Source organism: Amnibacterium sp. (assembly GCF_025463795.1).
In the GTDB taxonomy this organism is placed as follows: Bacteria; Actinomycetota; Actinomycetes; order Actinomycetales; family Microbacteriaceae; genus Amnibacterium.
The window spans coordinates 1-25,684 of the sequence record NZ_JAODBE010000039.1 but is presented as its reverse complement, the minus strand read 5'-3'; the positions used below and the strand labels follow the sequence as shown (position 1 = coordinate 25,684).

30 protein-coding genes, 1 tRNA gene and 1 pseudogene are annotated in these 25,684 nt (G+C 71.8%); 8 read left to right on the top strand and 24 right to left on the bottom strand.

Features of this window, described 5'->3' with window-relative positions; translation table 11 throughout:
• The 3 genes from JWQ92_RS03480 to JWQ92_RS03470 all read right to left on the bottom strand — a co-directional run.
• The coding region (locus JWQ92_RS03480; RefSeq protein ID WP_297343068.1) for a DUF4383 domain-containing protein at window positions 1-390 on the bottom strand (390 nt) is incomplete at its 3' end.
• 94 nt (window positions 391-484) lie between these two features.
• Window positions 485-1,621 carry a dimethylsulfone monooxygenase SfnG gene (sfnG, locus tag JWQ92_RS03475; protein ID WP_297343067.1) on the bottom strand — a complete coding sequence of 379 codons (1,137 nt, stop codon included), beginning with the start codon at window positions 1,619-1,621 and terminating at the stop codon, window positions 485-487.
• 106 nt (window positions 1,622-1,727) lie between these two features.
• Window positions 1,728-2,780, bottom strand: a complete 1,053-nt coding sequence (locus JWQ92_RS03470; RefSeq protein WP_297343066.1) for a zinc-binding dehydrogenase — start codon at window positions 2,778-2,780, stop codon at window positions 1,728-1,730.
• A gap of 126 nt (window positions 2,781-2,906) precedes the next feature.
• On the opposite strand from JWQ92_RS03470, the gene JWQ92_RS03465 reads away from it, so the two are divergent.
• The gene (locus tag JWQ92_RS03465) at window positions 2,907-3,494 is read left to right on the top strand and encodes a nitroreductase family protein (RefSeq protein ID WP_297343065.1); all 588 of its coding nucleotides are present in this window, start codon (window positions 2,907-2,909) and stop codon (window positions 3,492-3,494) included.
• Window positions 3,495-3,561: 67 nt separating this feature from the next.
• Here the strand turns inward: JWQ92_RS03465 and JWQ92_RS03460 are convergent, their stop codons facing one another.
• Genes JWQ92_RS03460 through dnaK form a run of 6 tightly spaced genes read right to left on the bottom strand, consistent with a single transcriptional unit; the run spans window position 3,562 to window position 10,381 of the window.
• On the bottom strand, window positions 3,562-4,230 hold the full coding sequence (locus JWQ92_RS03460) for a DUF1345 domain-containing protein (RefSeq protein ID WP_297343064.1): 669 nt from the start codon (window positions 4,228-4,230) through the stop codon (window positions 3,562-3,564).
• Between the two features lie 33 nt (window positions 4,231-4,263).
• Window positions 4,264-6,429, bottom strand: a complete 2,166-nt coding sequence (locus JWQ92_RS03455) for an AAA family ATPase (protein WP_297343069.1) — start codon at window positions 6,427-6,429, stop codon at window positions 4,264-4,266.
• Between the two features lie 58 nt (window positions 6,430-6,487).
• Entirely contained in the window at window positions 6,488-6,919 is a 432-nt protein-coding gene (locus JWQ92_RS03450; protein WP_297343063.1) for a MerR family transcriptional regulator, read from the bottom strand.
• Window positions 6,916-7,905 carry a DnaJ C-terminal domain-containing protein gene (locus JWQ92_RS03445; protein ID WP_297343062.1) on the bottom strand — a complete coding sequence of 330 codons (990 nt, stop codon included), beginning with the start codon at window positions 7,903-7,905 and terminating at the stop codon, window positions 6,916-6,918. Before JWQ92_RS03445 ends, JWQ92_RS03450 begins: the two co-directional genes overlap by 4 nt.
• 2 nt (window positions 7,906-7,907) lie before the next feature.
• Entirely contained in the window at window positions 7,908-8,513 is a 606-nt protein-coding gene (locus tag JWQ92_RS03440; protein WP_297343061.1) for a nucleotide exchange factor GrpE, read from the bottom strand.
• Window positions 8,510-10,381 (bottom strand): molecular chaperone DnaK, encoded by a 1,872-nt coding sequence (gene dnaK, locus JWQ92_RS03435; protein WP_297343060.1) that lies wholly within the window; start codon window positions 10,379-10,381, stop codon window positions 8,510-8,512. The genes JWQ92_RS03440 and dnaK overlap by 4 nt, the downstream gene beginning before the upstream one ends.
• A 251-nt stretch (window positions 10,382-10,632) precedes the next feature.
• Between dnaK and JWQ92_RS03430 the strand changes: the two genes are divergently transcribed.
• Genes JWQ92_RS03430 through JWQ92_RS03420 form a run of 3 tightly spaced genes read left to right on the top strand, consistent with a single transcriptional unit; the run spans window position 10,633 to window position 12,598 of the window.
• Window positions 10,633-10,947: an ATP-dependent DNA ligase gene (locus tag JWQ92_RS03430; RefSeq protein ID WP_297343059.1), complete on the top strand. Its 315-nt coding sequence runs from the start codon at window positions 10,633-10,635 to the stop codon at window positions 10,945-10,947.
• Window positions 10,947-11,219: a hypothetical protein gene (locus tag JWQ92_RS03425; protein ID WP_297343058.1), complete on the top strand. Its 273-nt coding sequence runs from the start codon at window positions 10,947-10,949 to the stop codon at window positions 11,217-11,219. Before JWQ92_RS03430 ends, JWQ92_RS03425 begins: the two co-directional genes overlap by 1 nt.
• A gap of 53 nt (window positions 11,220-11,272) precedes the next feature.
• Window positions 11,273-12,598, top strand: a complete 1,326-nt coding sequence (locus JWQ92_RS03420) for an MFS transporter (RefSeq protein WP_297343057.1) — start codon at window positions 11,273-11,275, stop codon at window positions 12,596-12,598.
• Window positions 12,599-12,610: 12 nt separating this feature from the next.
• Here JWQ92_RS03420 and JWQ92_RS03415 read toward each other — a convergent pair whose 3' ends face one another.
• The 7 genes from JWQ92_RS03415 to JWQ92_RS03385 are packed head-to-tail and all read right to left on the bottom strand — an operon-like array spanning window position 12,611 to window position 18,046.
• The gene (locus tag JWQ92_RS03415; protein ID WP_297343056.1) at window positions 12,611-13,504 is read right to left on the bottom strand and encodes a rhomboid family intramembrane serine protease; all 894 of its coding nucleotides are present in this window, start codon (window positions 13,502-13,504) and stop codon (window positions 12,611-12,613) included.
• Between the two features lie 56 nt (window positions 13,505-13,560).
• Window positions 13,561-14,055: a DUF427 domain-containing protein gene (locus tag JWQ92_RS03410; RefSeq protein ID WP_297343055.1), complete on the bottom strand. Its 495-nt coding sequence runs from the start codon at window positions 14,053-14,055 to the stop codon at window positions 13,561-13,563.
• A 41-nt stretch (window positions 14,056-14,096) separates the two neighbouring features.
• Window positions 14,097-14,957 carry a prenyltransferase gene (locus JWQ92_RS03405; RefSeq protein WP_297343054.1) on the bottom strand — a complete coding sequence of 287 codons (861 nt, stop codon included), beginning with the start codon at window positions 14,955-14,957 and terminating at the stop codon, window positions 14,097-14,099.
• Complete coding sequence (locus JWQ92_RS03400; protein WP_297343053.1) at window positions 14,954-15,262, bottom strand: lycopene cyclase domain-containing protein; 309 nt, start codon at window positions 15,260-15,262, stop codon at window positions 14,954-14,956. The genes JWQ92_RS03405 and JWQ92_RS03400 overlap by 4 nt, the downstream gene beginning before the upstream one ends.
• Window positions 15,259-15,582, bottom strand: coding sequence for a lycopene cyclase domain-containing protein (locus JWQ92_RS03395; RefSeq protein ID WP_297343052.1), 324 nt, complete (start codon window positions 15,580-15,582; stop codon window positions 15,259-15,261). Before JWQ92_RS03395 ends, JWQ92_RS03400 begins: the two co-directional genes overlap by 4 nt.
• The gene (gene crtI / locus JWQ92_RS03390; protein WP_297343051.1) at window positions 15,579-17,171 is read right to left on the bottom strand and encodes a phytoene desaturase family protein; all 1,593 of its coding nucleotides are present in this window, start codon (window positions 17,169-17,171) and stop codon (window positions 15,579-15,581) included. Before crtI ends, JWQ92_RS03395 begins: the two co-directional genes overlap by 4 nt.
• A complete protein-coding gene (locus JWQ92_RS03385) occupies window positions 17,168-18,046 on the bottom strand; it encodes a squalene/phytoene synthase family protein (protein WP_297343050.1) in 879 nt (292 codons plus the stop codon). Before JWQ92_RS03385 ends, crtI begins: the two co-directional genes overlap by 4 nt.
• 114 nt (window positions 18,047-18,160) lie before the next feature.
• Here JWQ92_RS03385 and idi point away from each other — a divergent pair, with 114 nt between their 5' ends.
• Complete coding sequence (gene idi, locus JWQ92_RS03380; protein ID WP_297343049.1) at window positions 18,161-18,691, top strand: isopentenyl-diphosphate Delta-isomerase; 531 nt, start codon at window positions 18,161-18,163, stop codon at window positions 18,689-18,691.
• 24 nt (window positions 18,692-18,715) lie between these two features.
• Here the strand turns inward: idi and dcd are convergent, their stop codons facing one another.
• Complete coding sequence (dcd, locus tag JWQ92_RS03375) at window positions 18,716-19,309, bottom strand: dCTP deaminase (protein WP_297343048.1); 594 nt, start codon at window positions 19,307-19,309, stop codon at window positions 18,716-18,718.
• Window positions 19,310-19,376: 67 nt separating this feature from the next.
• Between dcd and JWQ92_RS03370 the strand changes: the two genes are divergently transcribed.
• Window positions 19,377-19,450 (top strand) — tRNA-Gly (locus JWQ92_RS03370).
• Between the two features lie 28 nt (window positions 19,451-19,478).
• Here JWQ92_RS03370 and JWQ92_RS03365 read toward each other — a convergent pair.
• The gene (locus tag JWQ92_RS03365; RefSeq protein ID WP_297343047.1) at window positions 19,479-20,144 is read right to left on the bottom strand and encodes a DUF2510 domain-containing protein; all 666 of its coding nucleotides are present in this window, start codon (window positions 20,142-20,144) and stop codon (window positions 19,479-19,481) included.
• A gap of 223 nt (window positions 20,145-20,367) precedes the next feature.
• Between JWQ92_RS03365 and JWQ92_RS03360 the strand changes: the two genes are divergently transcribed.
• Window positions 20,368-20,841: a DUF4383 domain-containing protein gene (locus JWQ92_RS03360; RefSeq protein WP_297343046.1), complete on the top strand. Its 474-nt coding sequence runs from the start codon at window positions 20,368-20,370 to the stop codon at window positions 20,839-20,841.
• 23 nt (window positions 20,842-20,864) lie between these two features.
• Window positions 20,865-21,380: a hypothetical protein gene (locus JWQ92_RS03355; RefSeq protein ID WP_297343045.1), complete on the top strand. Its 516-nt coding sequence runs from the start codon at window positions 20,865-20,867 to the stop codon at window positions 21,378-21,380.
• On the opposite strand, the gene JWQ92_RS03350 is transcribed toward JWQ92_RS03355, so the two are convergent.
• The 6 genes and pseudogenes from JWQ92_RS03350 to JWQ92_RS03325 all read right to left on the bottom strand — a co-directional run.
• Entirely contained in the window at window positions 21,377-22,702 is a 1,326-nt protein-coding gene (locus tag JWQ92_RS03350) for an ATP-dependent RecD-like DNA helicase (protein WP_297343044.1), read from the bottom strand. The two genes, JWQ92_RS03355 and JWQ92_RS03350, sit on opposite strands and share 4 nt — an antisense overlap.
• Complete coding sequence (locus JWQ92_RS03345; RefSeq protein ID WP_297343043.1) at window positions 22,699-24,651, bottom strand: cytochrome c oxidase assembly protein; 1,953 nt, start codon at window positions 24,649-24,651, stop codon at window positions 22,699-22,701. The genes JWQ92_RS03350 and JWQ92_RS03345 overlap by 4 nt, the downstream gene beginning before the upstream one ends.
• 100 nt (window positions 24,652-24,751) lie before the next feature.
• On the bottom strand, window positions 24,752-25,033 hold the full coding sequence (locus JWQ92_RS03340; RefSeq protein ID WP_297343042.1) for an HU family DNA-binding protein: 282 nt from the start codon (window positions 25,031-25,033) through the stop codon (window positions 24,752-24,754).
• A gap of 96 nt (window positions 25,034-25,129) precedes the next feature.
• Window positions 25,130-25,435 carry a 30S ribosomal protein S14 gene (rpsN, locus tag JWQ92_RS03335; RefSeq protein ID WP_297343041.1) on the bottom strand — a complete coding sequence of 102 codons (306 nt, stop codon included), beginning with the start codon at window positions 25,433-25,435 and terminating at the stop codon, window positions 25,130-25,132.
• Between the two features lies 1 nt (window position 25,436).
• On the bottom strand, window positions 25,437-25,607 hold the full coding sequence (rpmG, locus tag JWQ92_RS03330) for a 50S ribosomal protein L33 (RefSeq protein WP_206737238.1): 171 nt from the start codon (window positions 25,605-25,607) through the stop codon (window positions 25,437-25,439).
• Window positions 25,604-25,684 (bottom strand): annotated as a pseudogene (locus JWQ92_RS03325) (50S ribosomal protein L28); the annotation flags it as partial. The pseudogene JWQ92_RS03325 and the gene rpmG, both read right to left, overlap by 4 nt.

Below are 25,684 nucleotides of genomic sequence, written 5' to 3'. Positions count from 1 at the left end.
GAGCCCGAAGTGGAGCCAGTTGTCGGGATCGTTGAGCGGCACGAAGTTCGCCCCGCTCGTCGTGCCCTCGACGATGAGCCCGTAGATCCACAGGACCAGGTAGAGCACGCCGCCCCAGATCAGGTAGAAGCGGGCGAGCGTGCCGTTTCCGGCCGCCACGATCCCGACGATCCCGTAGAGCAGGTGCACGACGTTGTGCAGCACGGAGACCTGGAACAGGCCGAGCAGCTTCGCACCCGACATCGGGCCGGCGAAGCTCAAGGTGCCCGTCGTCAGGCCGGGGAGAAAGCCGGCGATCCCCACGAGCAGGAACACGATCCCGAAGCCGAGCGCCACCTTCTGATGATCCCGTCTCGCGAAGCCCGGGCGGTCGTCTCCGTCGTCGCTCATGTCCTGCCCTCCCGGTCCGGCGCTGCCCGCCGACCTCGAGGAGACTCCGTGCTGCTGGAGAGGGGACGGGCACCCACCCGGAGAGCGCTGAGCGTCAGACGGGTGCGAGCTCCCCTCGGCGCACCGCCTCGGCCTCGAGCTCCCGCACGATCGGGAGCACGTTCGCCCCGAAGTACTCGACCTCCTCGATGAAGTGCAGGAAGCCGAGCAGGAACAGGTCCACCCCGTGCTTCTTGAACTCGACGATGCGGGTCGCGACCTGCTCCGGGGTACCGATGAGGCCGGTGCGGAAGCCGTCGTTGTACTGCACGAGGTCACGCAGCGTCGAGTCCGCCCACATCCCCTTCCCGTCCTTCGTCGATGCGCCTGCCTGCTGCACCGCCTGCCGGAAGCCCTCCACCGCGTCCGGATTCGCCTTCGCGACGATCTCCTCGAGGGTGTCGCGCGCCTCCGCCTCGGTGTCGCGGGCGATGACGAAGCCGTTCAGGCCGAATCGCACCGCCCCCTGCCGGCCGGCGGCCGCCGCGTAGCCGTTGACCTCCACGTACTGCTCGTCGAACCCGGCGAAGTCCTTGCCGTTGCTGAAGTACCAGTCGGCGACCTCGCCGCCGTTCCTCCGCCCCGCCGTCGAGTTGCCGCCTTGGAAGATCTCGGGGTACTCGTGCCCCTCGGTGCGGTAGGGCCCCGGCTTCAAGGTGAAGTCGTGGATCCGGTAGAAGTCGCCGAGCAGCGTGAACTCCTGCTCGGTGAAGAGGCCGCGGAGCACCCGGATGAACTCCGCACTGCGGCGGTACCGCTCGTCGTGCTCGAGCCACGGCTCCCCGAGCCCCGTGAACTCGTCCTTGAACCAGCCCGAGACGACGTTGACGGCCGCGCGGCCGTGGGAGAGGTGGTCGGCGGTGATGAGCCATTTCGCCAGCACGGCCGGATGCCAGAGGCCCGGGTGCACGGCAGCGATCACCTTCAGCCGTTCTGTGGCGAGCAGCAGGCCGAGGGAGAACGAGGTCGACTCGTGCTGCTGCTCCGCGCCGTAGGAGGCCGTGTACCGCACCTGCGACAGCGCGTAGTCGAAGCCGTTGGCCTCGGCGGCGCGGGCGAGGCGGACGTTGTAGTCGTAGTCCCACGAGGTCCGCTGCTCGATGTCGGAGGTCACGAGACCGCCGGACACGTTCGGGACCCAGTAGGCGAACTTCAGCTGGTCGTCGGAGGTGGCATGCAGGGGCGTGGGCATGCGGCCACGGTAGGCAGCGGTCCGTCGCCGGCGCACCGATGTTGCGCTCCGTGACGCCCCGCGAGGGGCCGCGTCGGGCCCCGGCGCCTACCGTTCGGCCATGCGGTCACGGACGGAGCAGAACCTTGATCGCGCGCCGCTCGTCCATCGCGGCGTAGGCCTCGGCCGCCTCCGCGAGGGGCAGCTCGAGGTCGAACACGAGCCCGGGACGGATGCGGCCGTCCAGCACCTCGGGCAGCAGCTCCTCGACGTAGTTGCGCACCGGCGCCACGCCGCCGCGTACGCCCACGTTGGCGTTGAACATCGTCCGGATGGGCAGCTCCGCACCCCCGTTCGGCACGCCGACGTAGCCGACGACGCCGCCCGGCCGGGCCGATCGGATGGCCTGGTCCATCGACTCCTTCGTGCCGACGCACTCGAGCACTGCATCCGGGCCGATGCCGTCGAAGAGCGCCTTGATGCGCTCGATGCCCTCGTTGCCGCGCTCCGCGACGAGGTCGGTCGCGCCGAACTCCGTCGCGAGACGCTGCCGCGACTCGTGCCGCGACATCGCGACGATGCGGGACGCCCCCAGCCGCTTCGCGGCGAGGACCGCGCAGAGGCCGACCGCGCCGTCGCCCACGACGACGACCGTCGTCCCCCGGGTCACCCCGGCCGCGTGGGCGGCGTGGTGGCCGGTGCCCATCACGTCGGAGAGCGTCAGGAGGTGCGGCACCAGCTCGGGCGCCGGCTCACCGCCGGGCACCGCGACGAGGGTGCCGTCGGCATGCGGCACGCGCACGCGCTCGCCCTGGCCGCCGTCCGCGAAGCCGCCCATCCGGTCCTCGGCGCCCCACCATCCGCCGTGGAGGCAGGAGGTGCTCACGCCGTTCACGCAGTTGGCGCAGGTCATGTCGCAGTCGTAGAACGGGGCGATCACGAAGTCGCCGACCCGGATCCGCTCGACGTCGGCCCCGACCTGCTCGACCACGCCCACGAACTCGTGCCCGATGCGGTGCGGGTGCTTCGTGGGCACGACGCCGCGGTAGGGCCAGAGGTCGGAGCCGCATACGCACGCCGCCACGACGCGCACGACGGCGTCGCCGCCCGTCGACAGCACGGGATCCGGCACCGTCTCGACGCGGATGTCGCGGGGAGCGTGGATGAGGGTCGCCTGCACGATCATCGAGCGTACGTCGTCGGAACCGCGAGCCCGATCGGGAACAGCCCCGGGCGCGTACTGGTTGACGTGTCAGACGCAATGGAGCGTCGTCCTGGATCCACCACCCGGAAGGAACACAGCGGAATGACGCTCCTCACCGATTCCCGGCGCGCCGAGACGGCCACGCCCATCCACGAGCTGCTGGCCGAGCGGTGGTCACCGCGGTCGTTCGACCCCGAGTTCGTTCTCTCCGACGAGGCGGTCACCGCCCTGCTCGAAGCCGCACGCTGGGCGCCGTCGGCCGCGAACTTCCAGCCGCGCCGCTTCATCGTCGCCCGCCGGGGCAGCGAGGCGTTCCAGGCCGTGACGGACGCCCTCTCGGAGGGCAACCGGCCGTGGGCGCCGAACGCCTCCCTGTTCGTCGTCGCGATCGCGCTGACGGAGGACGAGAAGGGCACCCCGTACCGCTGGGCCGAGTACGACGCCGGCCAGGCGATCGCCCACCTCACCGTGCAGGCGCACGCGCTCGGTCTCCACGTGCACCCGATGGGCGGCTTCGACGCCGAGGCACTGGCGCTCGCCTTCGACCTGCCGGAGGGCGCGGTCCCGATCAGCGTGAACGCGATCGGCGCCGCAGCGCCGGCCGAGCAGCTCCCGGAGCGCTACCGCTCCCGTGAGCTCGCTCCGCGCACCCGGCTCCCCCTCGAGGAGCTCGTCGTCGTCGACGCCTGAGCCGCGCGCTCGGCGCACCCGTCCCGGCTCCCGGGGAGGGCCGGTGACGGGCGCGTTCCGGACGCGTTCACCCCGCGATGTTCGCGATGAGGTTGACCGTCGACGCGATCACGACCGCACCGAAGAGGTAGGCGAGCAGGGCGTGGCGCAGCGCCGTTGCGCGCACCGCGGGGGCGGTGATGTCGGTGTCCGACACCTGGAAGGTCATGCCGATCGTGAAGGCGAAGTACGCGAAGTCGAGGTAGCGGGGCGGCTGCTTCTGGTTGAACGAGATCCCGCCGTCGTCGCCCGTGTAGTAGAGCACCGCGTACCGCAGGCTGAAGAGCGTGTGCACGAGGAACCAGGAGATCGCCACGCTCAGCACCCCGAGCAGGGACAGCAGCTCCTTCCCCGCCCCCGGCGCCTGCTTCGCCTCCGACAGCACCACAACGACGGCGACGAGGCTCGCGACCGCGGCGGCGACGAGGAGCACGTCGCTGATGCTGCGGTTCGGCGTCTCCCTCGTGGCGTGGTCGGAGGTCGCCTCCGCGTCCATCCGGCCGATCTTGAGCCACACCCACAGCAGGTAGACGGCGCACAGCACCACCCAGCCGACGTCGAACGCGAACGAGTCGCCGCCGGCCAGCAGCACGGAGGTCGTCGCCGCTGCCCCGGCGGCGAACGCGACCAGCAGCCGCAGCCAGGAGGCCTGTCGGTCGTCGCCGGTCGCGCGGACGTGCTCCTGGGGGTCGCTCACCCCTCGAGTGTGGTGAATCCGCGGCGGCCGCGCTCAGAGATCGCTGACCGGAACCTGAAAGCGGCCGACCATGAGCTCGTCGCCGATGGGCGAGACGTCGACGCGGACGGTGTCACCGTCGCGGACCTCGCCCGCCAGCAGCGACCTGGCCAGGCGGTCGTCGATCTCCCGCTGCATCAGCCGACGCAAGGGCCGGGCGCCGTACATCGGGTCGTAGCCGCGCTCCGCGAGCCACCGGCGCGCTGCGGGCGTCACCGCGAGCTCGAGGCGTCGGCCGGCGAGCCGGCGGCCGAGTCGGTCGATGTAGAGCTCTACGATCTCGCCCAGCTCCGTCTCGGTGAGCATCTGGAAGACGACGATGTCGTCGAGCCGGTTGATGAACTCCGGCTTGAACGCCTGACGCACGAGCGCCTGCACCGCCTCCTCCTTCTGCTCGTTCGAGATGGACGGATCGACGAGGTACTGACTGCCGAGGTTCGACGTCAGCACGAGGATCGTGTTGCGGAAGTCCACCGTGCGGCCCTGCCCGTCCGTGAGCCGGCCGTCGTCGAGCACCTGCAGCAGCACGTCGAACACCTCGGGGTGCGCCTTCTCGATCTCGTCGAGCAGCACGACGGAGTACGGCCGACGCCGGACGGCCTCGGTCAGCTGACCGCCCTGCTCGTAGCCGACGTACCCGGGAGGGGCACCGACGAGGCGCGAGACGGAGAACTTCTCCCCGTACTCGCTCATGTCGATGCGCACCATCGCCCGCTCGTCGTCGAAGAGGAACTCCGCGAGCGCGCGCGCCAGCTCCGTCTTCCCGACTCCCGTGGGGCCGAGGAAGAGGAACGAGCCGGTCGGCCGTCCCGCGTCGGCGATGCCGGCACGGGTGCGGCGCACGGCGTCGGCGACGGCCCGCACGGCCGTGTGCTGACCGATCAGCCGGCGGCCGAGCTCGCTCTCGAGGCGCAGCAGCTTCTGCGTCTCGCCCTGGAGAAGCCTCCCCACCGGGATGCCGGTCCATTGCGCCACCACGGCGGCGATGTCCTCGTCGGTGACCTGGTCGTTCACCATCCGCTGCTCGCCCGGGTGCTCCTCGGCCTGCTCGGCGGCCGCGAGCTCGCGCTCGATGGCCGGGATCTCGCCGTAGAGCAGTCGCGAGGCCTCCTCGAGGTTGCCCTCGCGGGCGGCGCGCTCGGCGCGCATGCGCAGCGAGTCGACCTTCTCCTTCAGGTTGCCGACGCGGTTGAGGTCCGCGCGCTCCCGCTCCCACCGCGCCTCGAGCCCGCTGAGGGTCGCCTCGCGACCTGCGAGGTCCTCACGCAGCTTCGCCAGCCGGTCCTTCGACGCCTCGTCCTTCTCGCGCTTCAGCGCGAGCTCCTCGAGCCGGAGCCGGTCGACGGCGCGGCGCAGCTCGTCGATCTCCATCGGCGCGGAGTCGATCTCCATCCGGAGCCGGCTCGCGGCCTCGTCGATGAGGTCGATCGCCTTGTCGGGCAGCTGCCGGGCGGTGATGTAGCGGTTGGAGAGCGCAGCCGCCGCAACGAGGGCGGAGTCGGCGATGGCGACCTTGTGGTGCGCCTCGTAGCGCTCCTTCAGACCGCGGAGGATCGCGACGGTGTCCTCGACGGTCGGCTCGCCGACGAAGACCTGCTGGAAGCGGCGTTCGAGCGCGGCGTCCTTCTCGATGTACTCGCGGTACTCGTTGAGCGTCGTCGCGCCGATCATCCGCAGCTCGCCGCGGGCGAGCATCGGCTTCAGCATGTTCGCGGCAGCCACGCTGCCTTCGCCGCCGCCAGCACCCATGAGCGTGTGGAGCTCGTCGATGAACGTGATGATGCGACCGTCGGAGTCGTTGATCTCCTTCAGCACGGCCTTCAACCGCTCCTCGAACTCGCCGCGGTACTTCGCCCCGGCGACGAGCGCGGCCAGGTCGAGCGACACGAGCTGCTTGTCCTTCAGGGAGTCGGCGACGTCGCCGGCGACGATCCGCTGAGCGAGTCCCTCGACGACGGCGGTCTTGCCGACGCCCGGCTCGCCGATGAGCACGGGGTTGTTCTTGGTGCGGCGGGTCAGCACCTGGCTGACCCGGCGGATCTCGGCGTCGCGACCGATCACCGGGTCCAGCTTGCCGGCCCGGGCGATCTCGGTGAGGTTGATGCCGTAGCGCTTCAGCGCGCTGCCGGTGTCGTCCTGCGGGGCGGCCGCCCCTCGCATGTTCGCCACGCTGCCTCCTCGATGAATTGAGTGGTCGATTGAATTGAGTCGCCGCGACTCAGCTTTGTTCCGGTTGACGGGGCCGCCAGACGACGAGCTCGTTCCGGCGGATGGCGCGCACTCCGTGCCGGAGCGGCACGACGTCGCCGTCCGCGGTGGAGGCGAAGACCCGGGAGCCCGGGCGGTTGAGCAGCTCGGTGGCGAGGGCCGATTCGAGCTCCCGCACCCGCGCACGGAGGCCGACGACCTCGTTCTCCAGCTCCAGGATGCGGCGGATGCCCTCGAGGGAGACGCCCTCCCCCGAGAGCCGCTGCACCTCGCGGAGCTGCGCCACCTCGCGGAGCGAGTACCGGCGGGACTTGCCGGCGGTGCGCCGCGGCGACACCAGACCGAGCCGGTCGTACTGGCGCAGCGTCTGCGGGTGCATGCCGGCGAGATCCGCCGCGACCGCGATCGCGAAGACCGGATCGTCGGCGCTCATCTCCATCATCCGCGCGCCTTCGCGAGAAGGTCGTTCCGCGGGTTCTCGGCCGGCCCCGACGCCGTGAAGGCCTCGAGCGCCTCCTTCTGGGCCGCGGTCAGGTGGCTCGGCACCGCCACCTCGACGCGGGCGAGCAGGTCGCCGATGCCCTTCGGGGTGGCGACGCCGCGCCCCTTCAGGCGCAGCACCCGGCCGCTCGACGTGCCGGGTGCCAGCTTCATCCGCACCGGGTCACCGCCGAGCGTCGGCACCTCGATGGTCGCGCCGAGCGCGGCCTCCGCGAAGGTGACCGGAACGTTCACCTTCAGGTTCAACCCGTCGCGCTCGAAGACCGGGTGCTTCGACACGTTGACCGTGAGCACGAGATCGCCGGCCTCGCCGCCGTCGGGGCTCGGTTCGCCCTTGCCCTTGAGCTTCAGCTTCTGCCCGTCGACGACGCCCGGCGGGATGCGCACGGTGATCGGCTTGCCGCCACCGCCCGACAGCGTCAGGGTGTCGCCCTGCGTCGCCGTCGTGAAGTCGATGGTGACCGCGGCCGTGACGTCGCGCCCGGGCGTCGGGCCACCGAAGCCGCGGAACCCGCCGCTCGTCTGCCCGAACCCGCCGCCGTTGCCGGCTGTGCCTCCTGGACTGAACAGGCCGCCGAGGAGGTCCTCGAAGCCGCCCCGGGAGCGGCCCCGGGCGCCTCCACCGAACATCGAGCCGAAGACGTCCTCGAACCCGGCCTGGCCCGGGCCGGCGGCGGTGAACCGCGCACCCGAGCCCATCGCCCGGATCTGGTCGTACTCGCGCCGCTGCTCCTCGTCGGAGAGCACGCTGTACGCCTCGCTGATCTCCTTGAACCGCGACTCGGCCGTGGTGTCACCGGAGTTCGAATCCGGGTGGAACTGCCGCGCGAGCCTGCGGTACGCCTTCTTCAGGTCCGGCTGGGAGACCGACTTGTCGACGCCGAGGATCTTGTAGAAGTCCTTCTCGAACCAGTCCTGACTGGCCATGGCTACGAGGCGGGGGTGTCGACGACGACCTTGGCCGGGCGCAGGACCGTGTCACCGATGCGGTAGCCCCGCTCGACGACGTCCGACACCGTGGCCTTGTCGACCGCCGGGTTCTCGCGCTGGAAGATCGCGTCGTGCTCGCGCGGGTCGAACAGCTGCCCGCTCTCCCCGAACGGGACGAGACCGAGCTTGCCGACGGCCCCGCGGAGCTTCTGCGCGATCGTGGTGAACGGGCCGCCCTCGGCGAGGTCGCCGTGGGCCTCGGCCCGGTCGAGGTCGTCGAGCACCGGCAGGATGGCGCGGGCGGCGTCGCCGACGGCGCGCTCCCGCTCCACGACCCGCTCGCGCTCCACGCGACGGCGGTAGTTGGCGTACTCCGCGGTCACCCGGCGCAGATCGGCGAGGTGCTCGGCGGCCTGGTCGGTTCCGGGAGGGGCCTCGGGAGCGGACAGCCCGTCGAGGAACGCCTGGTCGGCGTCGGAGAAGGACACGCCCTCACCTTCGGTGGGGGCTTCCACGTCCGGCCCCTCGGCGGCGACGAACCCGTCGTCCGGGGTACCCGGCTCTTGGCCGGGCACCCCCTCGTTCGTGTCCTCAGGATCGGTCATCGGGCGGCGCCGTCCTCGTCGATCACCTCGGCGTCGACGATGTCGTCGTCGGACGACGACCCGGACGACGCGCTCTGGGCACCGGGCTGCTGCTCACCCGCTGGGGCCTCGCCGGCCTGCGACTGCGAGTAGATCGCCTGCCCGAGCTTCGTCTGGCTCTGCGACAGCTTGTCGAACGCGGTCTTCACCGCGTCGTCGTCGCTGCCGGCGAGCGCCGACTTCAGCCCGTCGACGTCGGCCTGCACCTCGTCCTTCACGTCTGCGGGCAGCTTGTCGTCGTTCTCCTTGATGAGCTTCTCGATCGAGTAGACGAGCTGCTCCGCGGAGTTGCGCACCTCGGCCGCCTCACGACGCCGCTTGTCCTCCGCGGCGTGCTCCTCGGCCTCGCGGACCATGCGCTCGATGTCGTCCTTCGGCAGGCTCGAGCCGCCCGTGATCGTCATCGACTGCTCCTTGCCCGTGCCCTTGTCCTTCGCGGACACGTGCACGATGCCGTTCGCGTCGATGTCGAAGGTGACCTCGATCTGCGGGATGCCGCGGGGCGCCGGTGCGATGCCGGTGAGCTCGAACGTGCCCAGGTTCTTGTTGTCCCTGGTGAACTCGCGCTCGCCCTGGAACACCTGGATCGCGACCGACGGCTGGTTGTCGTCGGCGGTCGTGAAGGTCTCGCTCCGCTTGGTCGGGATGGCCGTGTTGCGGTCGATGAGCTTCGTCATGATGCCGCCCTTGGTCTCGATGCCGAGGGACAGCGGCGTGACGTCGATCAGGAGGACGTCCTTGCGCTCGCCCTTCAGGACACCGGCCTGCAGGGCCGCCCCGACGGCGACGACCTCGTCGGGGTTCACGCTCTTGTTCGGCTCCTTGCCGCCCGTGAGCTGCTTCACCAGCTCGCTGACGGCCGGCATGCGCGTCGACCCGCCGACGAGCACGACGTGCGCGATGTCGGACACCTTGATGCCGGCCTCGCTGATGACGTCGTTGAACGGCTTCTTGGTCCGGTCGAGCAGGTCCGACGTGAGGTTCTCGAACTGGGCCCGGGTGAGGGTCTCGTCGAGGTTCGCGGGACCGTTCTCGGTGAGGGACAGGTAGGGCAGCTGGATCGACGTCGAGGTCGAGCTCGACAGCTCCTTCTTCGCCTGCTCGGCGGCCTCCTTGAGGCGCTGCAGCGCGATCTTGTCCTTCGAGACGTCGACGCCGGTGGTCTCCTTGAACTTCTTGATGAGGTGCTGGACGACGCGCTGGTCCCAGTCGTCGCCGCCGAGCCGGTTGTCACCGGCGGTGGCACGCACCTGGATCGTCGAGAAGCCCTCGTCCTTGCCGACCTCGAGGAGGGACACGTCGAACGTGCCGCCACCGAGGTCGAAGACGAGGATCAGCTCGTCCTCACGGCCCTTGTCGAGGCCGTAGGCGAGCGCCGCCGCCGTGGGCTCGTTGATGATGCGGAGGACGTTGAGGCCGGCGATCTCGCCGGCGTCCTTCGTGGCCTGGCGCTCGGCGTCGTTGAAGTACGCCGGCACCGTGATGACGGCGTCGGTGACCGTGTCGCCCAGGTACTGCTCGGCGTCGCGCTTCAGCTTGCCGAGGATCCGCGCCGAGATCTCCTGCGGCGTGTACTTCTTGCCGTCGATGGACGTCGTCCAGTCGGTGCCCATGTGGCGCTTGACCGACGAGATGGTGCGGTCGACGTTGGTGACGGCCTGGCGCTTCGCGGTCTCGCCGACGAGCACGTCACCGTCCTTCGTGAACGCGACGACCGAGGGGGTGGTGCGGAAGCCCTCCGCGTTCGCGATGACCACCGGGTCGCCGCCCTCGAGCACGGACACCACCGAGTTGGTGGTTCCGAGGTCGATGCCTACGGCACGAGCCATGGGGTTGTTCTCCTTCGATGTGGGGGTCTGGGGCGGGGCGCTCCGTCGAGCGGACTTGCGTCCCGACGACTCAACCTTACGGCCCGGACGATCCGCTGTCGAATCCTGAGGGCAGAAGTTGAGCCACTGATACTCAACTCTCAGCGGGACCGGGTCCTTCCCGGACCGAGGCAGGGCCTGCCCTCGGCCGCCCCCTCCCTTGACTTGCCCTCGAATCCTGCAAAGGTGAGGCACGACGGGAGCGGAGCGCCATGGGCAAGCTGACGTACGACTCGACCGTCGTGGTGGACTTCGACGACCGGCTGCTCGCGCACCTGCAGATGGTGATCGCGACCAAGCTGCGCCGCGGCGAGTCCTTCGCCTTCACCTGGCGGGATGACGCCGCGGTCGGCGACGGCCGCACCACCATCTGGCTGCATCCGGCCCTGCCGCTCGTCTTCAAGTACTTCGGCGGCAAGCAGCCCGTGATCAACCGCGCCTGGGTCGAGGTGCTGCTGCAGACGGCCAACTCCTCGGCCGGTCTGCACATCGTCCCCGAGCCGCCCGATCCCGGCAGGGAGGCCTGATGCGTCGAGTGCGCCTCGTCTACGGGGGTCGCGAGTTCACGATCCCCGAGGCCGAGTCGGCGGACATCCGCCGCCGGATCGAGGCGGCGCTCACCGGCGGGGACCCCTGGCTCCGTGCCGTGTCCGGCCACGGTCGCGGCACGGCGGCACACCTGCTGATCACCCCCGGCACCCCGCTCGTCGTGCTCGACGAGACGGCCGAGCCCGACGGCGATCCGCATGGCAGGCCGGCCGACGGGACGGCTCAGCCGGGCCCGGGCACCACCGGCTGACCGCCCGGAACGGGGGTGGGCGGCCACGGCACGACCGCCCCTACGCTGGCGCGATGACCGTGGTGGCGCAGGCGCCCGCGACCCGACGACGCGTGCTGGCCTGGGCCGCATGGGACTGGGGCGGTGCCGCGTTCAACGCGGTCATCACGACCTTCGTATTCACGGTCTACCTGACGGGCGACCGCTTCGTCGACGCCGCCGTGCCGCGCGGGACCGCGGCCTTCACGGTCGCGAAGTCGTCGCTGTCGAGCGGACTCGGTCTCGGGCTCGCCATCGCGGGGCTCGTCGTCGCCGTGCTCGCCCCCGTGCTCGGCCAGCGGGCCGACGCCACCGGCCGCCGCCGGCGCGGGGTCGCGCTCGGGACCGTCGTCGTGGTCGTCGCCATGCTCGCGATGTCGTTCGTCGTCGCCGCTCCCCCGTTCTTCGTGCCCGGTGTCGTGCTGGTGTGCGTCGGCACCGTCGCGTACGAGATCGCGACGGTCAACTACAACGCGATGCTGCTCACGATCTCCACGCCCCGCACCATCGGCCGGGTCAGCGCCTTCGGATGGGCGAGCGGGTACCTGGGCGGCATCCTGCTGCTGCTGATCCTGTACGTCACGCTCATCCCGCAGGGGCCGCAGCTGCTCGGCGTTCCGGACGACGGCGGCCTCGACATCCGGATCTGCGCGGTGATCTGCGCCGTGTGGACCGCCGTGTTCGCGATCCCCGTGCTGCTCGCGGTCCCCGACGTGCCACCCGCGCCCGGCCTTCCCCGGCGCGGTGTGCTCGCCGCCTACCGCAAGCTCGGGGCGGACATCGCCGGCCTCTGGCGCGACGACCGCAACCTGCTCGGCTTCCTCGTCGCGTCCGCGGTCTTCCGCGACGGACTGACCGGCGTCTTCACCTTCGGCGCCGTCATCGCCTCGACCGTGTTCGGGTTCACGTTCGGGCAGGTGCTGATCTTCGGCGTGGCCGCGAACGTCGTCGCCGGGGTCTCGACGCTGCTGTCCGGCCGCTTCGACGACCGGTTCGGGCCGAAGCCCGTGATCCTCGTCTCCCTCGTCGGGCTCGTCGCCGCCGGCGTCGCCGTCTTCCTCGCGCACGGCGCGGGCACGACGGCCTTCTGGATCGGCGGCCTGGTGCTCTGCTGCTTCGTGGGGCCGGCCCAGTCGGCGAGCCGGTCGCTGCTCGCCCGGCTCGCTCCGGTGTCCCGCGAGGGCGAGCTCTTCGGGCTCTACGCCACGACCGGCCGGGTCGCGACGTTCCTCGCGCCCGCGCTCTTCGCGCTGTTCATCCAGCTCACCGGCGACCAGGCGTCCGGGATCCTCGGCATCGTGCTCGTGCTGGCCGTGGGCCTCGTGCTGCTCGTGCCCGTGCGCGGCGCCGGCGCGGACTGAAGGCGGCCCCGGTCAGCCGGCGGCGAAGGCGGCGAGCAGGACGAGCACCGCGGATCCCGCACCGACGATCAGCTGCGGGCTCCACGGGCGCCTGAGCGGGCGCTCCGCCGCCCTGGCGTGGAGCGCGGTCAGCCCCGCGCCGGCGATCATGGCGCCGATCACGCACGGCAGCCCGATCCCGCGCGACAGCACGAGGATGAGCAGCAGGTTCACGCCGATCATCACCAGGAAGCGGTTCCGCACGGAGGCCTCGTGCCAGACGAGGACGAGCACCGCGGCGAAGGAGCCGAACAGGGGCCCGAAGAGCCCGTAGGCGTACTGACCCGCGAGCACAGCAGCGGCCGTCCCCACCACGGTGGCGGCGACGAGCAGCTCCGCGAATCGGCGCCTGCCCAGCATCCGCTCCGCCTGCGGCGCCGACAGCACCCAGAACACCGCCTGCAGCAGGAAGGCCACGATCGTGAGCCCGTCGAACGCCGCCGGCGAGACCAGCGGGGCTGTGACGAAGCGCCACAGCTGCCAGCCGGTGCCCGATCCGGGGGCGGCGGCGAGCAGGCCGAACGGCAGGTTCCCGGTGAAGAACCCGGCGACCCAGAGCAGCACGGACACGACGAGCACGATGCGGCTCACGGGTGCGTCGTCCGTGGTCAGCCAGGACGGCAGCCGCACGGATCGGGTGGGGCGGCGGCGCACCGGCTTCGGCCCGGGACCACCGACGGGCTGCCACGTGACGCGCCCGCCCTCCTCCGCGACGCAGGGCGCGCAGCGCACGCCGCCGGGGCCGGGGATCTGGCACTCCGGGCAGATCGTGCGCCCGCAGCGGGCGCAGAGGGTCCAGCTGTGCCGGTCGCGGTGCCGGTAGCAGACGGAGGGGTCGACCTCGAGGTCGGTGCGCTCGGTGGTCACAAGTCAGGGATTCTGCCCGGTCCACCGCGATCTCGCGACACGGCGCGGCGCACGGGTCACCACCCGAGCGTCCCCGGGGCGCCCTTGAACGGCCCGACGACCTTCGACGTGATCCATCCGCCGTAGAAGTCGCTCTCCTGCGGCCGCACGGTCTCCCCCGCGACCTCGCACCGGTCCATCCGCGACGGGTAGACGGCCACGCGGCCCGCCAGCGCCTCGTAGCCGGGCGACGGGTGGGGGTAGTACCAGACGGCGGCCTGCTCGCGGCGGTCGCCCGCGGCGATCGTGAGATACCGCGCGGCCCCCTTGAACTCGCAGAAGCTGGCCCCGGGCGCGGGCGAGAGCTCGGCGCCGACCGCGCCCCTCGGCACGTAGTAGACCGGCGGATGGCTGGTCTCGAGCACCCGCACCGCGTCGGTCGTGTCCACGACGGTCGCTCCGCCGAACTCGATGCGGATGCGATCGCCGGTCGCCTCGACCCGCGGCGGACGCGGGTAGTCCCAGACCGATTCCTGGCCCGGCCCCGGCTCGATCCGCCGCACACTGCGCATGCCCTCATTCTGCGCGCCGGGCGGAGCACCGCTGCACGAGGTCAGGCGAGGGCGGCCGACCCGATCGCGAGCACCGTGACGAGGAACCCGGCCACGTAGTTGATGGCGAGGAAGCGGCGCCAGCCCCGGTTCGCACCCTCGGCGGAGGCGTCGTCGATCGCGAGGAACGGTGCGCACATCGCGAGATAGGGCAGCGCGACGATCCCGGCGAGCGCCGTCGGCCAGCCGGAGCACGCGGCGAGCACGCCCGCCGCTGCGTAGAGGACGAACGCCCCGATGACGGTCCGCCGGGCGCCGGCCGCCGTCGCGACGGAACCGATGCCGGCCTCCCGGTCGGCGGGGATGTCCTGCACCGCGCCGAACGCGTGGCTCGCCATCCCCCAGCAGAAGAAGGCGGCGAGAAGCAGGGCGGTGCGGGCATCGGGCGCCCGGCCCGCCAGCGCCACCGCGTACACCGCGGGGCTGACGAAGTGCGTGCTCGAGGTGATCGAGTCGAGCACCGGGCGCTCCTTGAACCGGAGCCCCTTGACGCTGTACGCCACGACCGCGAAGACCGAGACGGCGACCACCGGCCATGACGCGGGGCGGCCAAGGGCCACGAGCGCGATGAGGAACGGCACGTTCGTGACGACGACGGCCACGAGGATCGGCCGGTGGAACCGCGGATCGAGCACGGCGCCCTCGACGCCGCCCTTCCGCGGGTTCCGCAGATCCGACTCGTAGTCGAAGACGTCGTTGATGCCGTACATGGCGAGGTTGTAGGGCACCAGGAAGTAGAGGGTGCCGATCACGAGAAGGGGCACGTCGACCGGGTGCTGCAGCAGCAGGAGCGCGAGCGCGAAGGGGTACGCCGTGTTCACCCACGACACCGGCCGCGACGCGGTGAGCAGCTGCCTGATCACGGGCGGCTCCGCCGGCGGCCGAGCAGGTGCCAGAGGGCGGGCAGCGCGAGGCCGGCGGCGACCGGATAGGCGAAGTCCTCGACCGGGGCGACGCCGATCCGCAGGCCGAGGATGCGGGTGGCGTCGTAGCCGACGATGCCGGTCCCGACGATCACCGAGTCGAACACGGCGGTGGCGACGACGAGCACGACGACCGATCCGATGGCCGGCACCAGCACGGAACGGCCGGCGCGCAGCAGCACCACCAGGGAGATCGCGGCGACGGGCACCAGCACCGCGAGGGAGAGCAGCAGGTACGTCGTCACCGGCGTCCGCCCGGCCCGAGGAGTCGTCGGGCGAGGCCGAAGGACTCCATCGCGGTGAGGCACAGCAGCACGAGGAAGAACAGCTCCTCGAGCGGCAGCTCGTGGGCGAGGTCGACCCCGATCAGCAGGCGGTGGTTCCCCTCGAAGAAGATCCCGAGCGCGATCCCGGCGGCGTCCCACAGCATGAACCCGACGACGCCGACCGTGAGCACGACGAGCGCGCGGACCGGCGCCGCGAACACGAAGAGCGTGTAGCGCGCATCGAGCAGGAGCAGCCCGACGATGGAGCCGACGAGGGCCGCGAGGTAGAGGACGCTCATCCGACGGGCACGACCGCCGGCTCCGTCAGCGGGCCCGCGGTGGTGTCGCCCCGCAGCCGCTTCAGCACGAGCTCGGCGCTGATCACGCACATCGGGAGCCCGATGCCCGGGATCGTGGACCCGCCCGCGAACAGCAGCCCGTCGACGTGGCGGCTCCTGTTCCCGGCGCGGAGGAGGGCGCTCTGGGCCAGCGTGTGGGCCGGGCCGAGCGCAGTGCCCTGCCAGGCGGCGAGGTCGTTCGCGAAGTCGGCGGGTCCGATCGTGCGACGGACCTCGATCCGCTCGCGGAGATCGGGGATGTCGAGCCAGGCCCCGATCTGGTCGATCGCCCCGTCGGCGATCCGCTCGACCTCAAGCGACCCCGTGCCGTCGACGCCGCCGGCGCCGATCCCGGGGTCGGCCGTCACGGGCACGAGCACGAACAGGTTCTCGTGCCCGGCCGGTGCCACGTGGTCGGTGGCGCTCGGCCGGCACACGTAGAGCGAGAGCTCCCCGGGAAGCGGTGGGACGGGCTCGCCGCGCTTCGGCATGACCGCGGCGAAGTTCGCGTCCCAGTCCTTGGTGAAGAGCAGCGTGTGGTGCAGCAGCTGCGGCAGCTCCCCGCGCACGCCGAGCAGCACGAGCACGGCGCTCGGCCCCGGGGTCCGCCGCTCCCACCAGTCGGCGTCGTAGGTGCGCAGCGCCGGAGGCAGCAGGCGCCGCTCGGCGGCCTCGAGATCCATGGCGGCGACGACGAGGTCGGCTGCGAGGGTCTCGCCGTCCTCGGTCCGCACCCCGGTGACCTTCGGCCTCGCTCCGACGGCGCCGTCGGTGAGGATCCGTTCGGCCGGGGTCCCCGTCCGGATCCGTACGCCCCGCTGCACCGCCAGCCGCCGGACCGCATCGATCAGTGCGCTGATGCCGCCCCTCGGGTACAGCACCCCGCCCTCGAAGTCGAGGGTGCTCATCAGGTGGTACATGCCCGGCGTGGCATACGGAGAGCTGCCGAGGAAGACGGCGGGGTACTGGAGGATCTGGGCGAGCCGCGGGTCACGGAACCGGCGGCTCACGTAGCGGTGCAGGGACAGGGCGAGCATCGGTACCAGCCGCGGCAGCCCCCGCAGGACCTCGCGGGTGACGAGCGGCTTCAGATCCGCGAACGTCGTGTAGAGGAAGAACCGCTTCGCCATGTCGTACACCCAGGCCGCGGAGTCGAGGTGGGCCGCGAGGCGCGCGCCCGCACCCGGCTCGAGGCGCTCGGCCACGGCGAGGTTGCGGTCGCGGTCGCCCAGCACGTCGACGACCTCGGCGGGACGACCCTGCTCCGGCTCGAAGACGACGCGGTACCCCGGGTCCAGCTTCACGAGGTCGAGCTGCTCCGCGGCCGTCGTACCGAGCAGACGGAAGAAGTGGTCGAAGACCTCGGGCATGAGGTACCAGGAGGGGCCCGTCTCGAAGCGGTAGCCGTCGATGAGCCACTCCCCCGCGCGGCCGCCGAGCACATCCCGCGCCTCGAGCACCGTCACCGCGTAGCCCTCCTCCGCGAGCAGGGCGGCGGTGGCGAGGCCGCTGATGCCGCCGCCGATCACGACGGCCCGCTGCTCGCTCATCGCTTCCTAGGCAGCCGGTCGGCCGCGGCGAGCGCCGCGAGCCGCAGCTTCACGCGATCGGGCACCCGCACCCGGGTGGTGACGAGCCGGTCGGCCGGCGTGCGGCGGATCCGCTCGGCGAGCTCCGCGAAGAGGCCGTGCGCGAGCGCGACCGCACGTCTCGGTCCCCACCGGAGCAGCGGCAGCGTGGCCGCGGCGGCGTCGAGATCGGCGTCGATGTCGTCGAGCAGCGCGTGCTTCGTCGCCTCATCGAGGTTCGTCGGCGCGACGCCCGGGAAGTACACCCGACCGAGGTTCCCCGAATCGGCGGCGAGGTCCCGCAGGAAGTTCACCTTCTGGAACGCGGCGCCGAGGCGGCGGGCGCCGGTCTCCAGCACGACGAGCTGCGCGGCGGACGGTGGGGGCGCCTCCGCGAGGAAGGCCCTGAGGCACATGAGTCCGACGACCTCGGCGGAGCCGTACACGTAGGTGGCGAACGATTCCGGCGAGTGCTCGGCGTGGTCGAGGTCCATCCGCATGGAGGTGAAGAAGGGCCGCACGACGCCGTCGTCGATACCGACGGCGCGCGCGGTGGCGGCGAACGCGTGCACGACGAGATTGGTGGAGTAGCCGGTGGTCATGCCGCGGTAGGTGTCGGCCTCGAGCGCGTCGAGGGCCTCGGCGACCTCGTCGCGCCCCAGGCCGGACTCGACCGCGACCCCGTCGACGACCTCGTCGGCGAGCCGCACGAGGGCGTACACGTTGCGGATGTGCCGGCGGGCGGTGCGGGGCAGCATGCGGGTCGCGAGCCCGAACGACGTCGAGTACTCGGCGATGACGACGGCGGAGGACCGCCAGGCGGCGCGCTCGTAGCGCTCGAGCGGAGTGGCCGCCACCGGTCAGTCGACCCCCCGCGCCGGGACTGCGATTAGTCTCGACATCGAGGCAGCGCCGTGCCCCCGAAGAGGGGCGCCGTCGGTGCTCACGGAGCCAAGGGTACAGCGGGGCGAATGGTGCACCATCCCGAGCAGGTCGTCCTGCTCGCCGACGACGGGACGTCCATCGGGACGGCCGACAAGGCGACGGTCCACAGCACCGACACCCCCCTCCACCTCGCCTTCAGCTGCCACCTCTCCGACGACGCGGGCCGGCTGCTCGTCACGCGGCGCGCGCTCGGCAAGCGCACCTGGCCGGGGGTGTGGACGAACTCGTTCTGCGGGCATCCGGCACCGGGTGAGCCGATGGCCGAGGCGATCGGCCGCCGGGCGCTCGAGGAGCTCGGTATCACCGTGACGGCGCTCGAGCTCGCCGTGCCCGGCTTCCGGTACATCGCCACTGACGCGGCGGGCATCGTCGAGAACGAGATCTGCCCGGTCTACACGGCGGCCACGAACGACGACGTGGTGCCGGATCCCGACGAGGTCGCCGAGTTCCGCTGGGTCGACCCGGTGCGGCTCGCCGACGCGGTCGCGGCCGCTCCATGGGCGTTCAGCCCCTGGCTGACCCTGCAGCTGCCCGCACTCGCGGCCGCCGCGCGCTGACCCTCCCCCTGCGGACCGGCGCGGCTAGGCGTCGGCGGGCGGATGCACATCCGTGCGATGGAAGTTGAGGTACGAGCGCGACGCGGTGGGACCCCGCTGCCCCTGGTACCGCGAGGCGTACTCCCCCGACCCGTACGGCCGCATCGCCGGCGAGCTGAGGCGGAAGAAGCAGAGCTGGCCGATCTTCATCCCCGGCCACAGCTTGATGGGCAGCGTCGCGACGTTCGAGAGCTCGAGCGTGATGTGTCCCGTGAATCCCGGATCCACGAACCCGGCCGTCGAGTGGGTGAGCAGGCCGAGCCGCCCGAGCGAGCTCTTGCCCTCGAGGCGCGCCGCGATGTCGTCGGGCAGCGTCACCTGCTCGTACGTGGAGCCGAGCACGAACTCCCCCGGGTGCAGGATGAACGGCTCGTCACCCCGGGTCTCCACCAGCCGCGTCAGCTCCGGCTGGTGCTCCGCCGGGTCGATCACCGCGTACTTGTGGTTGTCGAACAGCCGGAACAGCCGGTCGAGGCGCACGTCGAAGCTCGAGGGTTGCAGCAGCCCGGCGTCGTATGGATCGAGGACCACCCGCCGCTGCTCGATCTCCGCCAGGATGTCGCGGTCCGACAGCAGCACGGCTCGACCCTACCAACGCCGCAGGTCTCCGGTACGATCGCTACCCGGCGTCCGACTCGGGCGCCGTGCGGGCGTAGTTCAATGGCAGAACTCCAGCTTCCCAAGCTGGTGGTGCGGGTTCGATTCCCGTCGCCCGCTCCAGGGCTTCCAGGTCCCCGGGGCTTCCGCGTCAGCGGAGCGTGGGGGACGTCCAGTCCCACCTGCCGCTCTGCGACACCGTGACGGTGACGAGGTCCCGCGTCCCGGACGTCCGCGTGGCCAGGCATTCGAAGACGCCTGCCCTCGACAGGGTCGCGCCCGGTGCGCACTCGACGGAGGCGATGGCCACGCCCTGGCTTGCGGCGTGGTCCGAGATGCTCGCCTTGACGGCGCCGACGACGGCGCCGTGCTGGATGCCCACGAAGATCGGGATGAGCACCGCGAGCTGCACCCCGGCCGCGACGATCCCGACTGCGGAGAGCACGATGCCGACGATGGCGCGGGCCTGCCCGACGCCGCCCCGGCGGGGAGCCCGGGCGATCCCGATCGCACCGAAGGCGATGCCGAGGACGGTCGGTACCAGCAGGACGTTCGCGAGCAGCGACACGATCCCGAAGCTCAGGCCCGCCGAGGCCATCCCGTTGCTCCGCGGCGCGAGCCGCGGGAGCGTCGCGCTGTACGGCGCTCCGGGCGGAGGCGCCACAGGCGGGGCACCGGGCGCGGGCGGCGCGAAGCGCGCGGGCGCACCCCTGACGTGCTCGGTCCACGCGGTGCCGTCCCAGAAGCGGGTCGAGCCGACCCGCTCGGGGTCGGGAAACCAGCCTGGCGCGGTCGTCGCGGTGTCGACGTCCGTCATCGTGTCCCTTCGGCGGATCGAGCGGATGCCCTCCATGGTGGCGACGACGGGAGCGCCTCGCGGCCCCCAGTTCGGGCTGGGGGAAGCCCCAGCGAACCTTCAACCCGTGATCTGATCCTTGCCGCCATATTGGTGTTCCTTGGGAGCAATCCGAACCGGCTCCCCGGTCCGAACCCCACCGTGCACGGCCCAGACCGTGTCCTTGAAGGAGGCAACAACCCACATGTCCACCACAGCTGGCACGGCCCGAGGTACCCGCTTCGGCGCCTCGCCCAACCGGATCGTCGCGACCGTCTTCGGCGTCGTGTACCTGCTCGTCGGCCTGATCGGATTCTTCTGGACCAGCGGCGTCCCGTTCGCAGGCCCCGGGAACGGCTCGAGCAACCTGATCCTCGGCATCTTCGAGGTCAACCCGCTGCACAACGTCGCGCACCTGCTGATCGGAATCGCTCTGGTCATCGCCGGCACCGCGAACGCGGCCGCGGCGAAGTCGACGAACACGACGATCGGCGCGGTCTACCTGCTGCTCGGCATCGTCGGCTTCTTCCTCGCCGCGAACCACGACTCGGGGCTCAACTTCCTCTCGCTGAACACGCCGGACCACTTCCTGCACCTCGCGAGCGCGGTGGTCCTGCTGGCCGTGGGCCTCGGCGCCGACCGGCGCGCGGACACCACCCGCACGGCGGCGGCGGCCTGAGCAGCGCGGACGGAGCGAACCCCGTGGCGACGTTGATCCGCACCTGGCTCGGTCTCGGCGCGCTCGGCGCCGGGCTGGTGCACCTCGCCGTCGCCGCGGGGGCTCCGCCCGCCACGCTCGTCCCCCTCGTCGTGCTCGGCGTCGCCGAGGTGGGATGGGGTGTGGCCGCGCTCGCCCGCCTGGAGGTGCCCGTGCCGCGCGTCGCGCTCGCGGTCGCCGTCGTCGCGGTGGTCGGTGTCGTCGCGGCGCTCGTGCTGAACGCCGGCGCCATGGCCCACATGGGCTCCGTGTCGGCCGGCGGCACCGTCGCAGGCGCACCCGCCGTCCCCATGCTCGGCGCGGCCCTGCTCGACCTCGGCTGCGCCGCCGCCCTGGCGGTCGTCGTCCGCCGAGGGCGTCGGCCGGACACCCGTCCGCCCGGCGTGTGGTCCTACCTCGGCGGCGTGGTCACGGGGGCCGCCGTGGTCGCCGGCATCACGGTGGCCAGCCTCGGTGCCACGCCGGTCGGGGCCCTGGCGATGCAGGGCATGGGCCACTAGCCGGCAGCTGCCGCCTCGGCCGCCGCCCGGGCGGCGGCCCGGCGTTCACCCATCCAGCGGCGCACGTCCGGATCGACGATCACGTCGCCCGGGCGGAGGGGCCGGGTCAGGTAGAGCCCGTCGAGGCTGGTCAGCCGGCTGAGCGCGACGTAGGTCTGACCGGGGCTGAACGCCTGCCGACCGAGGTCGATCCGGGCCGCGTCGAAGGTCTTGCCCTGCGACTTGTGGATCGTGACGGCCCAGCCGAGGCGCACGGGCAGCTGGCGGAACTCCGCGACGACCTCGCGGCGCAGCTCCTTCGACCCGGGGGAGTAGGCGTACCGGTGACGCTCCCAGCTCACCGGTTCGACGTCATGATCGACGCCGCCGATCTCGACGGTCAGCCGCCGCGGGCGGATGCGGGAGACGACGCCCATGGACCCGTTCACCCACCGGCCGTCGCCGTCGTTGCGCAGCATCATCACGTGCGCGCCCTCCTTGAGCCGCAGCTCCTCGTCCGCCGGGAAGGTGCGGCCACCGAAGTCGCCCTCCACCTCGGCCAGGCTCACCGCCTCCCGTCCCGGCAGCTTCGCGAGGGCGGCCTTGTTGATGGCGGCGACGGTGTCGTTCCGGCTCGCGAGGGTGAGCGGCGCGTCCTCGGGCAGTGGCCGGGCGCCGGCCGCGTTGAGGCGTGCGGCCATCTCGGCCGTCACCCGCCCGTGGCGCACCGCGGTCAGCAGCGAGCGGAACTCCTCATCCCGCTGCCGGTGGATCAGGTCGAGCTCGACGATGCCGAGGTCGGTCTCAGCCCATACCTTGGCGTCGAAGAACCACATCGAGCGGTAGACGTCCGTGTAGTAGGCCCGCTCCTCTGCGCTGCCCGGCACGGGCGCGAGCTGGTAGGGGTCGCCGAACAGCAGGACCTGGACCCCGCCGAAGGGCTCATCGCGGGCGCGGGCCAGCCGAAGGCTCCGATCGACCGCGTCGAGCAGGTCCGCGCTCACCATCGAGATCTCGTCGATGATCAGCACGTCGATCGCGGACAGCAGCTTCTGCAGCGGCCGGTCCTGCACCAGGGGGGTCGGACCGATGAGGCCGATCGGCAGCTTGAAGAGCGAGTGGATGGTCTGCCCGCCCACGTTCAGCGCCGCGACACCCGTCGGCGCGCAGACGACGACGCGGCGCTCCGTCGTGGCCACGATGTGCTCGAGGAGCGTCGACTTGCCGGTCCCCGCGCGGCCGGTGACGAGCAGGTGGCCACCGCCCTCACCGACGACCTGCGCCACCCGGCGCTGCTTCTCGGTGAGCTCGACGACGGCTCCCGGGGTCTCCAGGGCCGTCACGACCGGCCGCGATCCAGTCGTGCCAGCATGTCGTTGTACGCCGCGAGATCGCGGTCACCGTCGCGGTCGGCCGCACGGTCCTTGCGGCGGCCCTCCCGCTCGTCGCTGCGCGCCCAGCTCACGGCGACGGCCACCGCGAGCACGAGGGTCGGGATCTCTCCGACGCTCCAGGCGATGCCGCCGCCCGCCTGCTGGTCGGCGAGGGCGCTCGTGCCCCAGCCCATCGCGCCGTACCAGTCCGCGAGCAGGAGGCTCTGCCCCTGCAGCAGCGACAGCCCGAAGAAGGCGTGGAAGGCCATGGTCGCGAGCAGCACCAGCAGGCGGAACGGATACGCGACCTTCGCGGGGGCGGGATCGACGCCGATCAGGGCCTGCACGAACAGGTACCCGGTCGCGAGGAAGTGAGCGGTCATCCACTCGTGGCCCACGTGGTCGGTCGTCGCCCAGCTGAACAGCGGCGAGTAGTAGAAGACGACGAGCGAGCCGGCGAACAGCACGGCCGCGACGACGGGGTTCGCGAGGATGCGCGCCGGAAGCGAGTGCACGCCGATCAGCAGCCATTCGCGCACCCCTCGCGTGCCGTCGGTGCGCCGCCGCACAGCGCGGAGCGCGAGCGTCACGGGCGCGGCCGGCACGAGCAGCAGCGGCACGAGCATCGTCAGCATCATGTGCAGGAGCATGTGGGCGCTGAAGAGCACCTGCTCGTACGCGTTGAGCGCCCCGTTCGTCAGCCAGAGGAGCACCACCACGCCGAGGGTCCAGAGGATGGTGCGGTGCACGGGCCAGCGGTCCCCCCGCCGGTGCAGCCGGACCACGCCTGCGAGGTAGCCGATGAGCAGGGTCGCGCAGAGCAGGATCCAGAGCAGGTCCGGCCGCCACAGGGTGACGGCGCTCGCCACGCCGGGTGGCGGGGGGAGCGCACGCCCGGTGAGGATCTCCGCCGGGGTCGTCAGCGGGCTGACGGGCAGGTCGGGTGGCGCGGACAGGCTGAGCGCGGCAGCGAAGCCCGATGCGATGCCCAGCACCACGAGCTCGCCGGCGACGATGCCGAAGAACACCCGGGCTGCGCGGTCGCCGTCGAGGCGGGGGATGAGCACGGTGCGGTAGAGCGCGCCGAACGCGCCGGCGGCGAGCAGGGCGAGCGACTTGACGATGATGAGGGCGCCGTAGGGCGTGAGCAGGGCGCCCCAGCTGCCGAGGCGGATCGCTGCGGAGACGACGCCGGTGAGGGCCACGACGGCGTAGCAGGCGAGGGCGATGCTCGAGTAGCGGCGGACGAGCGCCTGCAGGCCGTCGCCGTGCGCGCGGGTGCCGAGCAGCACGAGGGCGAGCAGGCCGCCGAGCCAGAGGGCGGCGAACACGATGTGCAGGCCGAAGGCGGTGACCGCGGTCTCGTGGTCGCCGGGCGCCGCGGCCGCGTGACCCTGCAGGGACATGGGGACGAGGGCAGCGACGGTTCCGGCGGTGAGCACCGCGGCGCCGGTGTGCGAGCGGACGGCGATCGCCAGCACGGTGATCAGCGCAGCGGCGAGCGTCGTCGCCAGCCAGGACTGTCCGAGCGCGATCGAGGTGAGGTAGTAGAGCAGCTGCGAGCCGAACCGGGGATCCGTGATCGGCACGAGGAAGGTGTCGATGAACGCGAGCACGCCGGCAGCGGCCGACGACACCGTCCAGACGCCGGCGGCGCCCGCGGCCAGGTCGAGCGCCCGGTTCCAGCGGGCGTCCGCGGGGGAGAGGGCGAAGACGGCCAGCGCCAGCGTGCCGAGCGTCAGCGACACGGACAGGTTGACGACGAGCATCACGACCGGCAGGCCGTAGCGCACCACGACGCCGGGGTCGTAGCCGCCGGCGGGCTGCGCCGCGCCACCGATCGCGAGCGCCACGAAGACCGCCGCGAGCGCGGTGACGACGAGAAGGGCCGGCGACGCGACCCGCGCGGCGCGGTTCATCGGGATCGAGGGTACGCCGCAGGGCCGTCTCCGCTGCACCGCCGGAACGCGAGAACGCCCGCTCTCCACAGCCGTGGGGAGCGGGCGTTCGTCGGCGGAACTACTTGACGGCCGCCTTGAGCTTGCTGCCGGCGCTGATCTTGACGCCCTTGCTCGCGGCGATCTCGATCGGCTCACCCGTCTGCGGGTTGCGGCCGGTACGAGCGGCGCGCGCGGTCTGCTCGACGGCGAGCCACCCCGGGATCGTGACCTTGGTGCCGTCGGCGACGGACTTCGCGAGGGTCGAGAAGAGCGCGTCGAGCACGCCGTTCACCGCGCCCTGGCTCTGCCCGGACTCCGCGGCGACGGCCGCGACGAGATCGGTGCGGTTGAGCGATGCCATATGTGTCCTCCCTGCGGACGGTTCGGCCGCAGAAGGTCGCGGCTGGGGGTCGAACGTCTGTGATCCACGGCGGGTCGGCCGCGGGTCGACAGCAAGTTACCAGCTTGACTTCGTGATACCAGGCAATTCGCCGCGATGTGCCATGTCCCGGAAGCGGACGCGGGAGATCCCGAAGCGGCTGAGGTTGCCGCGGGGGCGCCCGTCGATGGCGTCGCGGTTGCGCAGGCGCACCGGCGACGCGTTGCGCGGGAGCTTCTGCAGACCGATGCGGGCCGCCTCGCGCTGCTCGTCGCTCGAGCCCGGGTCGACGAGGGCCTTCTTCAGCTCGGCCCGCTGGTTGCGGTACCGCTCCACGATCACTGCGCGCTGCTGGTTGCGCGCGATCTTGCTCTTCTTCGCCATGTCAGCGCTCCTCGCGGAAATCGACGTGCTTGCGGACCACCGGGTCGTACTTCTTCAGCACGAGCCGGTCGGGGTTGTTGCGACGGTTCTTGCGGGTCACGTACGTGTACCCGGTGCCGGCGGTCGAGCGGAGCTTGATGATGGGGCGGATGTCCTGCTGCTTGGCCATCAGATCTTCTCCCCGCGGGCCAGGATGTCCTTCACGACGCTCTCGATGCCGCGGACGTCGATCACCTTGATGCCTTTGGC